Origin of the sequence: Luteimonas gilva (genome assembly GCF_005239095.1) — a bacterium.
In the GTDB taxonomy this organism is placed as follows: Bacteria; Pseudomonadota; Gammaproteobacteria; order Xanthomonadales; family Xanthomonadaceae; genus Luteimonas_C; species Luteimonas_C gilva.
The window spans coordinates 651755-666200 of sequence record NZ_SZUA01000001.1; the positions used below are offsets into that span (position 1 = coordinate 651755).

Below are 14446 nucleotides of genomic sequence, written 5' to 3' on the forward strand. Positions count from 1 at the left end.
GGATGACCCTCTCCCGATGGGAGAGGGAGCTTTAACAGCCCAGCGCTAGAATGCGGCCGTGGCCAAGCGCAAACCCCAGCCGAACGAATCCGAAGACCTGCTGAGCGTCGACCGCGACGCGCTGCGCCCGCTCGCAGAGCGCATGCGCCCGCAGACGCTGGACGAAATGGTCGGCCAGCGCCGCTTGCTCGCGCCCGGTTCGGCGCTGCGCGCGTCGATCGAATCGGGCCACGTCCATTCGATGATCCTGTGGGGCCCGCCCGGCTGCGGCAAGACGACGCTGGCCCTGCTGCTGGCGAAATATTCCGACGCCGAATTCCGCGCGATCTCGGCGGTGTTGTCCGGCCTGCCGGAAGTGCGCCAGGTGTTGGCCGAGGCCGCCCACCGTTTCGCCGAAGGCCGGCGCACGGTGCTGTTCGTCGACGAGGTGCACCGCTTCAACAAGGCGCAACAGGATGCGTTCTTGCCGCACATCGAACGCGGCACCATTTTGTTCGTCGGCGCGACCACCGAGAATCCGTCCTTCGAATTGAATTCGGCGCTGCTGTCGCGCTGCCGCGTGCACGTGATGGAGGCCGTTTCGGCCGACGACATCGCCGAAGCTTTGCGCCGCGCCTTGCACGACGAAGAACGCGGCCTCGGCGGCCGCGGCCTGCGCATCGGCGACGAAGCGTTGGCCGAAATCGCCGGCGCGGCCGACGGCGACGTACGTCGCGGCTTGACCTTGCTGGAGATCGCCTCCGAATTGGCGGGCGAGGGCGGCGAGATCGATCAAGACACCTTGCGCCAAGTGCTGGCCGACCGCACCCGCCGCTTCGACAAAGGCGGCGAACAGTTCTACGACCAGATTTCGGCCCTGCACAAATCCGTGCGCAGCTCCAATCCCGACGCCGCGCTGTACTGGTTCGCGCGCATGCTCGACGGCGGCGCCGATCCGATCTATCTCGCGCGGCGGCTGACCCGGATGGCCGTGGAAGATATCGGCCTGGCCGATCCGCGGGCTTTGCAGATGGCCACCGAAGCCTGGGACGCCTACGACCGGCTCGGCAGTCCCGAAGGCGATCTCGCGCTGGCGCAGGTGGTGATCTACCTGGCCAGCACCGCGAAATCGAACGCGGGCTACGTGGCTTTCAAGGCGGCCAAGCGCGATGTCGAGGAATACGGCACGCAGGACGTGCCGATGCACATCCGCAATGCGCCGACGAAACTGATGAAACAGCTCGGCTACGGCAAGGGCTACCAATACGACCACGACGCCGACGGCGGCATCGCTTTGGACCAGACCGGCTTTCCGGATGCGATGGGCGAGCGGGTGTACTACGAACCGGTCGAGCGCGGTTTGGAAATCAAGCTGAAGGAAAAGCTCGACGCCTTGCGCGCCGCACGCGCTCGCGCCGCGCGCGAGCGCTAGGCATAATCGATCCGCATGGGAGATGGCATTCCTCCCCGAACCGCCGGCTTCGCAGCCCGCTGATGATGCCTACCGGACCCAGCAAGGGCGGTAGACGTTCGCCCTTCCGAATCATTTCAATAATGAAGGGCAAGTTCATGATTCATCGATCTTTTTCGATAAACCTCTCTCGTGGTCCGGGCTTATGTGGGAGCGGCTTTAGCCGCGAGCTCTTTCCCTCACGCCGCGAGCTTGCAGCAAAAAGCTCGCGGCTAAAGCCGCTCCCACAAAAACCGGTCCCACAAAAGGCATCCCTGCAAAAGCCGGTCCTCGTTGGAGACGCGCGATGAACCCCGCGATCTGGTGGCAACAACTCATGCTGGTCATGGCCGGCGGCGCACTCGGCGCCGCGGGTCGCTTCTGGCTGGGCGGTTTCCTGCTGCGCCGGCTCGGCGACGGCTTCCCCTGGGGCACGCTGGCGGCGAACCTGATCGGTTCCTTCGCCGTCGGCTACATCGCGGTCTGGCTGGAAAGCCGCGGACCCTCGGCGCTGTACTGGCGCGCATTCCTGATCGTGGGGCTGCTCGGCGGGCTGACCACCTATTCGGCGCTGATGCTGGAATGCCTGCTGTTCGCCCGCTCGCAACGCAGCGGAATGTTGCTGGGCTATCTGGCCGCGACCTTGGTCGCCGGCTTGCTTCTGGTCTGGCTCGGCGCCCGTACGGCGGCATGGATACGGCCGCCGGTGTAGCGGATAAAACGATCGGAAAGCCTTCGTAGCGCGATGGGAATGCCGCCGGCGGCGCGGCGTTCCAGCGTGGCGGACCGGCCCGCGCCCCCGCGGCCGTCCCACCGTGCTGGAGGCGACCCATGCGAACCAAGCAAATCGTCCGCGCTTTATGGACGGGCTTCGTTGCCCTGATCCCGCTGCTCTTGCTGTTGTTGATCCCCTTCGCCGATGCCTTGGCCACCGGCTTCGTCCGCGCCGGCGACCTGCGCCAAGGCCGCGACATGGCGATGGCCGCCACCTTGCCCGACGGTCGAGTCCTGGTCGTCGGCGGCGTCGGCCTGAACGATCAAGGCTGGGGCGAATACCTGGCCACCGCCGAGCTTTTCGACCCGGAAACGAACACGTTCCTACCGACCGGTTCGATGACTGCCGGCCGCGACGGCAACGCCACGATCACCGCGCTCGCCGACGGCCGCGTCTTGCTGACCGGCGGCATCGGCCAAGACGCAGACGGGCAAACCATCGCCTTGGCCAGCGCCGAGGTTTACGACCCGGCGACCGGTAAGTTCACCCGCACCGCCAACGACATGAGCGGCGTGCGTTATTTCCATGCCGCGACTTTGTTGGCCGATGGCCGCGTCCTCGTCGCCGGCGGTTGGGGCGCGGGGCAGCGCTTGGCCAGCGCCGACATCTACGACCCGGCGACCAATCGCTTCACCCGCACCGGCGACATGACGATCGAGCGCAATAGCCATACCGCGACGACTTTGAACGATGGGCGGGTGCTGATCGTCGGCGGCCTGACCACCGATGCCTGGAGCGTGGCGTCGGCGGAAATCTTCGATCCCGCCACGGGCCAATTCGCCGCGACCGGCGGCCTGGAAGCGCCGCGCTTCATGGCCACCGCATCGAAACTCGAAAACGGCAAGGTGCTGGTCGGCGGCGGCCTGGACAACGGGGTCTGGCGTCCGTACGGCGAGCTCTACGATCCGGCCGCAGGCACGTTCTCGCGCACCGACGATCTGACCTGGGCGCGCTCCGACCATGCGCAAACACCGCTGCCCGACGGCCGCGTGCTGTTTACCGCAGGCGAAACCGACGAAGGCGGCACGCGCCGCGCCGAGCGTTACGACCCGGTCACCGGCAAGTTCACCGTGGTCGCGAACATGCAGCTGGGCCGCGCGCGCTCGGCGACGGCGGTGCTGCACGACGGCCGCGTGCTCGTCGCCGGCGGCGTGCGTCCGTGGGAGCCGCCGCTGGCGATCGCCGAGGTCTACACGCCGACGCCGGGCCCGTACGCGGACCTGTCGCTGCAGATGTCGGTGTCCAAACCGAAGGTCGCCGGCCATGGCGATTTCAATTATCTGCTGTGGCTGGAGAACGCCGGGACCTTGACCGCGACCGAAGTCGGCATCGAAGCCGAATTGCCGCCCGGCGTCGCGGTGAAGAAGTGGCAGATCGCGCAATCGAACCAATCCGGCACGTGGCGTTGCGAGCAGTCGGGCAATGCGTTCTCGTGCGCGCCGGCGGGCGGTACCTTGCGCGCGAATCCCAATCCGAAGATTCCGCGTCCGGCGGTGGCGATCAAGATCGACGCGACGGCGCCGGCATCCGGCGAATGGCCGCAGCCGTTGGTGGCCATCGCGCTGGCCAGCACCGCGACCAACGAAGACATCACCGCCAACAACGAAATCGTCGTGGTGTCCGAAGTGGCGGGCGCCGATCCGCGCGGCATCGCCAAGAAAAGCAAGCCCAAGCCGGTGCAGGACAAGGCGATGGATCGCGTGCGCCGAACGGCCGCGCAGGGCTTGAGCGGCTCGCGCTAACCGACTCGAACGGTCTCCGCTTAAACGAGCGGAGACCGCGCTTGTTGCCCTTTTGTGGGAGCGGCTTCAGCCGCGAGCTTTTCGATTTCGAGTTTGATGGAAGAGCTCGCGGCTGAAGCCGCTCCCACAAAAGCACAAGCATGCAGCAGAGCAAGCTCCGCTCTACAAAACGAAGCGGATCATGCCGAACCGGGAATCCCGGTTTCGTAGAGCGCGGCTTGCCCCGCCGCTTCCTCCGGATCATGCGACGAGGCCTGCCTTGGCGCGTCGAAGCTCGCATCGCCGCCTCCGCATCCTTTCTGCGATCGCGAGACGCCGACGAAAGGCGGAAACGAAGGGCAGCGGGGCAAGCCGCGCTCTACGAGAATTTGCTTGGGACGCAGAAAAAAGCTCACGGGACGCGCGGCTCCGACATGAGGGAAAGAAACCGCGCGCCCCGCGAGACTCAGGGCCTGCTCGGCACAGGCAATTTGGTTCCGGGATCGCCGCCGCCGGGACGCGGCAGCGTGGTGGAAAACACGTGCACGCCGGTCTCGCCGCCGAGCAGGTAGACGCGGCCGCTGTTCGGATCGGCGAACAGGCGCTGCGGGCTGCGATGGGCGAGCGAGGTAGCTTTCAGCTGTTTCGGCTTGGTCGGATCGGAAACGTCGAATTCGCGCAGGTTGCGGTCGTCGGCGTACCAAGCGCGGTCGCCGCGATGCGTCACCTTTTGGAACTGGAAGACGAATTCGCCGTTGTCGATGCCGTAACGCCCGGCCACGACCGGCTTGGCGGGATTGGACACGTCCAGGATCTGCAATCCGTTCTGGCAGGCCACGTAGACCAGCGACAATTCCGCATCGACCGACAGATCGAACGCGTTGCCGCAGTTCTGGTTGATGTGCGCCACCTGCTGCGGCCGGTCCGGACGCGCCAGATCGTAGATGCGCACGCCGCCGGAAGTCGTGCCCGGCTCGGCGCTTTCGGCCATGAAGGCGTGGCCGTTGGCGACCTTCAATCGATAGGGCTGGCCGACCAGGCCCTCGTACCAGACGAGTTTCATGTCCGCCGGGTTGGCGACGTCCAGCACGCCGAACAGGCCGCCGTTGGTCCATTTCGCCACATACGCGTAATGGCTTTCAACATCCATCACGGCCGCGCCCCAGAACGGAAAGCTGCCCAATTCTTTCGGCGCCTTGGGATTGGTCAGGTCCACCGCGAACACGCCCGCGCCCCAAGCGGCGAGATAGGCGCGGTCGCCGACCACATCGACCTGCTCGAAACTGCGGTCTTCCAAACTGAAAGGCGCGCGCGCTTCGAAGCGGGCGAGCGGAGCGAGCGTGACCGCGTCGTTGATGGTCAGCCCGTAGTTCGGCTGCACCAGCACCGGCTTGCCGCGGTACATCGCGACGTCGCGCGCATCGACGCCGGCCGGGATCCAACCGGTGGCCGTGCGGCGCGGCTTGCCGGGCGTGCGGATGTCGATGGTGTGCATCAGGTCGGTATCGGTCTGCAGCAGCAGATTCGTGGTGCCCAGACCCGCGGCGTGGCGTCCGCCCAAGGTCAAAATATCCAGATGCCCGGCGGATTGCGGATGATCGATGTCGCCGACGTTCCACACGTCGATCCCATCGCCCCAGCCGAAGGAGTAGAAATACGAGCCCACGCGCGCGCCGCGCGTCGCCGGCGGAACGTCCATCCAACCGCGCCGCACCATCTGGCTCGGATCGCTGGTGTCGAACAGGCTCAGCTGATTGCCGATGCCGATCGCCATCCCCGGCGCTAGATTGAGGCTGAAGCTGTCGAAGCCGTCGACCTGGTGCGCGCTGAGCAGGTAGGGCGCTTCCGGATTGCTCACGTCGTAGACATGGAGTGCCACCTCGGTGCCCAACCAGGTGCGTCCGCTGGCCTGGATCTGGTTGCCGAAGGCCTTGATCTGCGTGTACTGGACCGGCACGGTTTCGATCGCGCTGCGCACGAAACGCGGATGGGCCGGATCGCTCAGATCGCCGACGTACAGGCCGTGGTTGTTGTCGAACAGGTATAGATGGCCGTTCGCGGCGACGATGCCGACCATGAACTTGTTGTCGGCGTCGTTGTAGTCGTGGGTGTCGGCGACCAGCTTGGGCGCGGCGGGGTTGGCCAGCGAATAGACGGCCACGCCGCTGATGCCGTCCGAGCCGCGCCAAGCCGCATACAGATATTGACCTTGCCGGGTGGTGGAGATGATCGGCCCGCCGGCCGGTTCGGTGCTGGCGATCCGTTGCGGCGCGGTCGGCACGTTGTAGTCCCAGGTCGCCAGCACCCGGCCGGTCGGGATGTGGACGTAACGGCCGTCGACGATCAGCTCGCCGGTCACCGCACCGCCGCGGATGAGGTCCAGCTTGACCGGTTCGGGGGAGCTCGCGGCGTGCGCGGCAGGGGGGAGGACGAAAGCGGACAGCAGCGCGACAGCGAGCAACGTGCGGGTCATGCAGGGCTCCTGGGGGCAGGGAGGTCGGTGGGCATCGTCGTGCGGGGGCACGACCGGCCGACGTTGCGCTCGGCCCCCGCGCGCGTCACTCCAATCCTTTGACGATCGCATTACAGAGCGTTTGACGGCGCCGATTCGGTGAAACGCGTCACTCGCGTTGCGCGGACTGCGTCGGATCCAACTCGGCCGGAATCGAACGCTCGCCCGCTAACCGCTTGGCGCGTTCGAAGGCGGACCGCCATTGCCCGCGCTGTCCCATCGCCCGCATCAGGCGGACTTGGAGCACGGCCACGTCGAAATCGTGCTCGGCCCAGGGCGCGATCCGGCCGATCATCGCGCCCGCTTCGGCCACGCGGCCCTGTTCGAGCAGCCAAGGCGCATAGGCCTGCACGGCGATCGCGACCTCTTCCGGCACGCCCGCCTGCTCGGCCATCGCGATGGCCGAGCGATAACCGGCCTCCGACGCGATGCGGTCGCCGCGCGCCCGCTGCAGGCTGGCGGCGGCCAGCCGCGCCGGGAGATCGTCGCCGGACGCCGCGACGGCGTTCGCCCGGTCGGGCAAGTCGCTCTGCAGCGCGGCCTGTTCGCGCCGATACAGCATCCAGGCGCGCAACCAGGGATTGCGGTCGGCCGGCCAGTCGCGCAGCGCCGCATCGGCGATCGCCACCGCGCGCGCGTTCTCGCCGGCGCGGCGGGCCAGGTCCACCTTCAGATATTCCAGGCGCCCGAAATCGTTGGGCACTTCCTGCGCCGCTTCCGGCATGGCCAACAGGCCGCCGGCTTCGCGCAAGCGTCCGGCGACGATCAGCACCTCGGCCCGGGTCAGGATCAGCTCCGCGCGCTGGGTCGGATCGCGCACCCGCGGCAGCATGGCCCAGGCGCGGTCGGCTTCGGCCAGGGCCAGATCGGTGCGCAACATCGCCACGTGCACCGCCATCAGCATCTTGCGGGTGGTGGCCAGCTCGTTCACCGCGCCCATCGAGCTGAAATCCTCGGCCGCCTTCTGCAGATAGGGCAGGCCGTGCGCCGGGCGCCGGCGGTCGACTTCCATGATGCCGAGGTTGGCGTCCACCCGTGCCACCGCCAGCGCGTCGCCCATGTTCGCGAGCTGCACGCGCGCTTGGCCCAGATCGGCCAGCGCCAGGTCGTATTTCTTCTGCAGCGAATAAGCCACCGCGCGGCCGCTGAAAGCCTGGCCCACTTCGGCGGGATGGTCGCCCTTGCCGAGCGTGGCGATGACCAGGTCGTAGGCCTGTTCGGCTTCGGCGTAGCGGTCCAAGCGGATCAGCATCGCGCCGCGGGCGTTGAGCAGGCGCGCGTTGAACACCGGATCGCGCTTGGCCTCGTCGCTGGCCAAAGCTTGGTCGAGCGTGGCCAGGCCGCGCCGGTATTCGCCGGCGCGGAAATCCACTCGCGCCAATTGGTATTGCAGCCGCGGCTGCGAGCGCTGCAGCTCCGGCGCTTCCAGCAGGATCCGCCGCGCGGTTTCGATCTCGTTGGCCAGCATCGCCGCACGCGCGCGCTGCAGGCGCTCGGCCAGCGCGGGCTCTGCCAGCTCGTCCTTGGCCAGGCTGCCGCCCAGCGCGGGCGCCAGGCGGTCGGCCGCCATCCGCGCGGCTTGCAACAGTTCGGCGTCTTGCGCCTGCCCGCGTTGGGTCACGCCGTCGCGGTCCATCGCGTTCAAGACCACTTCCCAGCCGGCCGGCACGCGCCGCGCGCGGCTGTCGACGATCCAGGCCGCGCGGGTCGCGCGGCGCAGCGTCGCCGCATCCTTCTTCTGCTCGCGCAGCACGCCGAGCACGGCTTCGCTGGACAACACCGGCAAGCCGGCGCGGTGCAGGCGGTCGGCGACGAAATCCATCAACCCCAATCTCGCCCAGGCCGCTTCGTCCGAAGATTCGACGTCGCTGGGCAATACCAAGATCGTCCGGCCCGACGAGACGGGCGCAGCGATGTTCGCGGCCGGCGCGGCCGTAGGCCTGCCGCGATTCGTCCACCAAGCGAACGTGGACAGCAGCGCCAATACCGCGGCTGCGGCGATGGCGAGCGGCCAACGCCCGCGGCTAAGAGCATGCGCAGGCGCCGCCGCGGTACCCGCATCGACAGCGGGCGCCTCCGCCGCTTCGCCTTGCTCGGCGCGCGTTTCCAGCAACCAACGGAAACCGTAGCGCGGCACGGTGCGGATCGAACGCTGCTCGTGGCCGTCGTCGCCGACCGCGCGCCGCGCGCGCAGCACGATTTGGGCGAGCTGCGCGTCCGACACGTCGCTGCGCCCGAACACGGCCTGGACCAATTCGTCGCGGCTCACCGCACGGTCGCGATGCTCGATCAAGCAGACCAGGCATTCGAACACGCGCGCGGGCAGGGCCACGGCTTCGCCGCGAAGCCGCAGTTCGCGCGTGGCCAAATCCAGTACGTACTCCCCGAAACGATACCGAACGATGCTCATGGATGCCGCTAGGTTATATGCGCGAGCGAGCCGCGCGTCCCGTGCGCGACGGCACCGTGCATCGACCGTTAATCAAATGCCGCATCCGAACGGCTCGCGTTACGGGCGAATTCGGACGGAGCGTGCGGATTAGCCAGCGTCAATTCACTTGATGATAGCTCTCCAAGCGCTTGATTTTAGGGTTTTTCGCTTGAGACCGACGTGGCCGGACGAACCCGGACAGGTAGACGCCCCAGACTTGCCGGCCAAGATCGGCGAGCGCATGCTCCGCGACGCAGGAACATCCACACGGGAGGCGCAGATGCGTTTGCTTATCGCAGCGATCGTTGGCGGCATCGTGATGTTCGTATGGCAGGCGGTCGCGCACATGGCGCTGCCGCTCGGCGAAATGGGGATGAAGACCGCGTCCGGGCAGGAAACGGCCATCGCCGCGCTACAGGCCTCGGCCACCGACGGCGGCGGCGTGTACATGCTGCCGGGCATGTCGCCCGAACAATGGGCCGACGAGAAGGCGAGGATGGCGTTCCAAGAACAATACAAGTCCAGCCCGTACGCATTCGTGGTCTACAAGCCCGAAGGCAACCCGGCGCTCGTCGACATGGTCCCGAACCTGATCAAGCAATTCGTCACCGATTTCATCGCCGCCTTCGTCGCGGCTTGGGTGCTCGCGCTGGGCGCGTTCGGATTCGGCAAGCGCGTGCTGATCGCCGGCGCGCTGGGATTGTTCGCGTGGTTGACGATCAGCGTGCCGTATTGGAATTGGTATCTATTCCCGGTGGACTTCACCGTGGGCGCCTTGCTCGAGCAGGTGATCGGCTGGCTGCTGGCCGGCGCCGCCATCGCTGGATGGCTGGGCCGCGGCGAACGCGGGGCATGAGTCGGGATGGCGCCGCAGCGACTCCACGGGGCGCGCTCGCGTCCCGCGGAGGATCGCCCTGGGAACAGACCTTGCCAGTGGCCGCGGGCGTCTTCCTGGGCGCCTTGCTGTTCGGCTTGTTCGCGCTGGCCTATCTGCACGCGCAGAATCGCAGCGTTTCTTTCGCCGGCGTGTCGACCGCCGCGAACACCACGACCTCGCAAAATTCCGATGCATCGACGGCGGCGGACGAATCCGATGCCGTGGCAGCGCTGCCGCGATTGCCCGGTCTGATCGAAGCCAACCGCCGACGTGCGCACACGGCCTGCATCGCCGGCACGGTCGGCCACCGCCGCAGCAACGGCTGGGTCCAGGCTGTGGCCGAGAACGCGCCGAGGCGTTGCATCGCGACCAGCCAGTGATGCGGGATGGCTGGAGTCGTCCGATCTTGGACGAATCGACGAGCAATTGAAGCGCGCATCCGATTCGCTGTTGCGCGCCTGAAACGTTTCGCTGCTATCGCTTGGAGCGCGTCTAGCGCGGCTCGCGACGCGTCGGCGCAGGCCGAAGCGCATTCAGGCGGACAGCCGGATGGCCACGCCGTATCCCTGCCGATACGTTTTAGAAGTCCGCGCGCGGCATCCGGCTTTCAAATTCACACGGCCGCCACTTTCATAAACCAATTTTTCTTAACAGTAGCAATACCTTACGGAATATTAATGAACTAAGGCATCAGTAATGCATGCCTGCCTGTGCGTCGTATGCGAGCGCCACCCCCGTGTGCCCGGACGGCGTGCAAGGAGACTCGATATGCATATCCGTAAATCCTTCCTGGCGTCCGCGGTGCTCATCGGCATCGGCATGACCGGACAAGCTTGGGCCCAAGCTCAAAACACCGAAAACGGGCCGGGACGCAATCTGCAAATAGCCATAGAAGACAACAGCGACAACTCCAACAGCAGCAGCGGCGACAACCGCAACAACGACGGTTACGCCGAAAGCGCCGGCTACGGCACCGCGGCGGCCAATAACGGTGGCACCGCCACTTCGACGTTCTCCAACTCCTTCAACTCGAGCCAGGCGATCGCCACGACGCAGCTCGACGGCTACGTGACCGACATCCGTACCCGCGACATCGGCAACTACGCCACCAACAACGGCAACGCCAATGGCGGCAGCGGCGGTGCAGGGGGCGCCGGCGTGGGCGGTGCGGGCGTGGGCGGCCCTGGCGGTGCGGCAGGCAGCTACAGCGGTGATGCCGGCGGCGCCAGCCTGGCCGGTGGCGGCAGCAGCTCCAACAGCGGCGGCAACTCGCGCGAACGCGGTGCCGGCGATTCCACCGGCGGCAGCGGTAGCAGCACCGGCGGCGCAGGCACCAGCGGCGACGGCACCGGCACCAGCGGATCGTCCACCGCGATGGGCGGCGCGGGCGGCTCCGGATCGGGCGGCGCCGGCAATGGCGCGTCCGGCGGCAGCGGCGGCTCGGGCGGCAGCAGCGTGGTCGATGCCGGCGTGTTCGACATGCACAACGACATGACCGGCGCCGGCCAGTCGGCCGCGGGCATCATGGTTTCGGCCCAGAACAGCGGCTTCGCCTCGCTGATCCAGCAGGGCGTGACCGTGCAAGCCAACCTGACTGTCGGACCCAGCGCTCCGTAAAGCGCTCGACCAGATGCACCGCGCAGGGCTCCGGCCTTGCGCGGCGCATCGCGCGTTCGTCCGCGCGCATCGCGCGAACGGCGCGGCACGCATGGCGAAGGAGTAGGCCCATGCCCGTATCCAGAATTTTCCCGCTTGCCGCCGCAGCGGCCTGCGCTTGGCTGTCGGCGGATCCGGCGATGGCCGTCGATCCGCAAACCGTCGCTCCAGAAACGGCGCCTTCCGCGAATGCGCAACCGGTGCCGGGTTTGGGCCGGCGGATGGATCCCTCTGCGTTGGACGCCTTGCGCGGCGGCGACGACGATTGGACCCAGAACAACATCGATATCCAGGGCCAATTGGACGGCAATACCGCGCAGAACATCGCCAGCGGCGATAACGTCCTCGACGGCGGCGCGTTCGCCAACGCCAGCGGCATCGCCACGGTGATCCAAAACAGCGGTTCGAACGTGCTGATCCAAAACGGCATGGTCGTCGACGTGCGATTCGCCGGATCCAATCCATGAAAATCGGCGCACCGGCCGCCTTGCTGGCGGCCTGCATCGCCGGAGCCGCACAGGCCGGCACCGCCGAAGTGCGCGCCGACGGCGGCGCGTACGCCGTGCGCCTGACCAGCCTGAAAGAAGCGCGCTTCCGCACCACCATCCGCCAGCGTTACGACTTCAGTTGCGGCTCGGCCGCCGTCGCGACGCTGCTCACCTACCAATACGGACAACCGGTCGCCGAGACCGAAGTCTTCATGCGCATGTACGCCCATGGCGATCAGGCCAAGATCCGCCAGGAAGGCTTCTCGCTGCTGGACATGCGCCGCTATTTCGAAACGCTGGGCTATCAGGCCGACGGTTTCGAACTGCCGCTGGACAAGCTGGCCGAAGAAGGCTTGCCGGCGATCGTGCTGCTCAACGAGCGCGGCTACAAGCATTTCGTGGTGGTGAAGGGCTTGCGCAACGGACGCGTGCTGATCGGCGATCCGGCGATGGGCACGCGCGCATTGCCGCGTGCGCGCTTCGAAAAGCTATGGGACAGCCGCGTGCTGTTCGTGGTCCACAACCGGCGCGAGCTGGCCAGCTTCAACGCATCGCGCGACTGGCGCGCCGCACCGGCGGCGCCGCTCGAATTGGCGATCCAGCGCAGCGGCCTGCAGAACATCGTCATGCCGCGTCGCGGGCCGGGCGACATTTGAGGCGCAGCATGGCCACCGAACCGCGAATGCGTATCGAACGTAGCCCGGGTGGAGCGAAGCGATACCCGGGAGCACGCCGCGACTCCTTCCCGGGTATCGCCTGTGGCTCCACCCGGGCTACATCCAGCTGGCTGCTCTTGATGGCAGTTTGGTCATGCTCCGTATTCGCGCAAGAAGCCGACACCAGCGCCGCATTCGGTCGCCCGGTCGCTTTCGATCGCTTGGAAACCTCGCGCGGCGGTTTCGATTTGCCGTCGGGCCTGCAGGCCTCGTTCGGATTCGCTCGCGTGGTGTACGTCAACGGGGAACTGGTCGCCAGCACGCGAGTCGGCATTCCCAATATCGCCGCGATGACGCCCGAACAAGCGCAAGCGCTGGCCGAGGCGCAGCGCGGTCGATTGCTGCAACTGGGCGACGGCAATCGCGCCGATGCCGTGCCCGGCGGCGGTCTGGTGATCCAGAACACGCTCGACGGACAAGACATCCGCGTCACGACCACGCTCGACATCGGCGTCAATACGCTGGGCCTGTTCCAGGATTTGAACGCGCAAGCGGCCATGCAGGACGCGTTGATCGCCGCACCGGGGTCGCCATGAAGCCTATTCGTCTCGCTATCGCCATCGTGCTGGCGTCGGCCAGCGCCGCCGCCGCCGCGCAGCAGACCGGCTCCGCATCGCGCCTGGACGATTTGCAGCAGCAGATCGATGCGCAAACCGTGAAGCTGGAACAATTGCGCCAGGCGATGACCGAACAGGAAAGCAGCGTCGCCGAGCTACAGCGCGCTTTGAACGAAGAGCGCTTGGCCGGCGCGCGGGGCAGGGGAGGGGCGGGGATCGTCCAGCAAGATCCCGCTCTCGCCCAAGCCCCGAAGCCGGACGATCCGATGCCGACGCAACAAGCGCCCGCACAACCCGTCGGTCGCGCACCCGAAACCGAAACCCGTCCACCCGAAGTCGCGCGGATCTTCGACCAACCCGGCGTGCTGACGCCGCGCGGCCGTTTCGTACTGGAGCCGTCGCTGCAATTCGGCTATTGGTCCAACGACCGCGTCGCGCTGGTCGGCTATACCATCATACCCGCGCTTCTGATCGGCCTGATCGACGTGCGCCAAGTGAAAACCACGTCCGGCATCGCCACGCTGACCGGCCGCTACGGTCTCAGCGATCGCTTCGAACTCGAAGCCAGGCTGCCTTACGTCTACACCAGCAGCGACACCATCAGCCGCGAGATCTTCACCGGCAGTGCGGTCGACCGCGTGTTCGACGCCAAAGGCCACGGCTTGGGCGACGTGGAAGTGACCGCGCGCTACCAGCTCAACCGCGGCGGCCCGGACCAAGCGTTCTGGGTCGGTTGGCTGCGCTACAAGAGCCGCACCGGCAAGGACTTGTTCGAAGTCACCACCGATTGCGTCACCCGTTGCGTCGGCAACGCGACCGGCACCGGCTTGCCGCTCGAATTGCCCACCGGCACCGGTTTCGACGCCTTGCAGCCGGGCGTGACCTGGCTGTATCCAACCGACCCGGTCGTGTTTTTCGGCAGCTTCAGCTATCTGCACAATTTCCCGCGCGACAACGTCAGCCGGCGCGTGCTGGGCGGCGCCGAGGAACCGTTGGGCAAGGTGGAAGCCGGCGACATTTTCGGATTCAACGTCGGCATGGGCCTGGCTTTGAACGAGAAAGCGTCGATCAGCCTGGGCTACGACCAGAGCCTGGTCGGCAAGACCCGGCAGAACGGCCAGGATGCGCCCGGCTCGGTCCGCGTCGTGCTCGGCACCCTGCTGCTGGGCGCGTCTTATCGCTACAACGAGCGCAGCACTTTGAATTTGTCGTTGGGCGTAGGCGTGACGCGGGATACGCCGGATGTGACGCTGACCGCCCGGTTGCCGACGTCGTACTGATTTT

Annotated in this window: 12 protein-coding genes and 1 riboswitch; of the genes, 10 read left to right on the top strand and 2 right to left on the bottom strand. The window is 66.9% G+C overall.

Features of this window, described 5'->3' with window-relative positions:
• The first annotated feature begins 142 nt into the window (after positions 1-142).
• From FCE95_RS02895 to FCE95_RS02905, 3 genes are all read left to right on the top strand, one after another.
• On the top strand, positions 143-1411 hold the full coding sequence (locus FCE95_RS02895) for a replication-associated recombination protein A (RefSeq protein WP_189644670.1): 1269 nt from the start codon (positions 143-145) through the stop codon (positions 1409-1411).
• A gap of 9 nt (positions 1412-1420) precedes the next feature.
• Positions 1421-1490, top strand: a riboswitch (Fluoride riboswitch).
• Positions 1491-1736: 246 nt separating this feature from the next.
• A complete protein-coding gene (crcB, locus tag FCE95_RS02900; protein WP_137265482.1) occupies positions 1737-2141 on the top strand; it encodes a fluoride efflux transporter CrcB in 405 nt (134 codons plus the stop codon).
• Positions 2142-2260: 119 nt separating this feature from the next.
• Positions 2261-3946 (top strand): Kelch repeat-containing protein, encoded by a 1686-nt coding sequence (locus tag FCE95_RS02905; protein WP_137265483.1) that lies wholly within the window; start codon positions 2261-2263, stop codon positions 3944-3946.
• Between the two features lie 445 nt (positions 3947-4391).
• On the opposite strand, the gene FCE95_RS02910 is transcribed toward FCE95_RS02905, so the two are convergent.
• Positions 4392-6398, bottom strand: coding sequence for an LVIVD repeat-containing protein (locus FCE95_RS02910; RefSeq protein WP_189644616.1), 2007 nt, complete (start codon positions 6396-6398; stop codon positions 4392-4394).
• 148 nt (positions 6399-6546) lie between these two features.
• Positions 6547-8847, bottom strand: a complete 2301-nt coding sequence (locus FCE95_RS02915; protein ID WP_137265485.1) for a winged helix-turn-helix domain-containing protein — start codon at positions 8845-8847, stop codon at positions 6547-6549.
• 301 nt (positions 8848-9148) lie between these two features.
• Between FCE95_RS02915 and FCE95_RS02920 the strand changes: the two genes are divergently transcribed.
• From FCE95_RS02920 to FCE95_RS02950, 7 genes are all read left to right on the top strand, one after another.
• The gene (locus tag FCE95_RS02920) at positions 9149-9724 is read left to right on the top strand and encodes a hypothetical protein (protein ID WP_137265486.1); all 576 of its coding nucleotides are present in this window, start codon (positions 9149-9151) and stop codon (positions 9722-9724) included.
• A 77-nt stretch (positions 9725-9801) separates the two neighbouring features.
• Positions 9802-10125: a hypothetical protein gene (locus FCE95_RS02925; protein ID WP_137265487.1), complete on the top strand. Its 324-nt coding sequence runs from the start codon at positions 9802-9804 to the stop codon at positions 10123-10125.
• 388 nt (positions 10126-10513) lie between these two features.
• Positions 10514-11362: a hypothetical protein gene (locus FCE95_RS02930; RefSeq protein ID WP_223266752.1), complete on the top strand. Its 849-nt coding sequence runs from the start codon at positions 10514-10516 to the stop codon at positions 11360-11362.
• A 110-nt stretch (positions 11363-11472) separates the two neighbouring features.
• On the top strand, positions 11473-11868 hold the full coding sequence (locus FCE95_RS02935; protein WP_137265488.1) for a hypothetical protein: 396 nt from the start codon (positions 11473-11475) through the stop codon (positions 11866-11868).
• Positions 11865-12545, top strand: a complete 681-nt coding sequence (locus FCE95_RS02940; RefSeq protein ID WP_137265489.1) for a C39 family peptidase — start codon at positions 11865-11867, stop codon at positions 12543-12545. The genes FCE95_RS02935 and FCE95_RS02940 overlap by 4 nt, the downstream gene beginning before the upstream one ends.
• A gap of 140 nt (positions 12546-12685) precedes the next feature.
• The gene (locus FCE95_RS02945) at positions 12686-13141 is read left to right on the top strand and encodes a hypothetical protein (RefSeq protein WP_137265490.1); all 456 of its coding nucleotides are present in this window, start codon (positions 12686-12688) and stop codon (positions 13139-13141) included.
• Positions 13138-14442 (top strand): autotransporter outer membrane beta-barrel domain-containing protein, encoded by a 1305-nt coding sequence (locus FCE95_RS02950; protein WP_137265491.1) that lies wholly within the window; start codon positions 13138-13140, stop codon positions 14440-14442. Before FCE95_RS02945 ends, FCE95_RS02950 begins: the two co-directional genes overlap by 4 nt.
• The last annotated feature ends 4 nt before the right edge of the window (positions 14443-14446 follow it).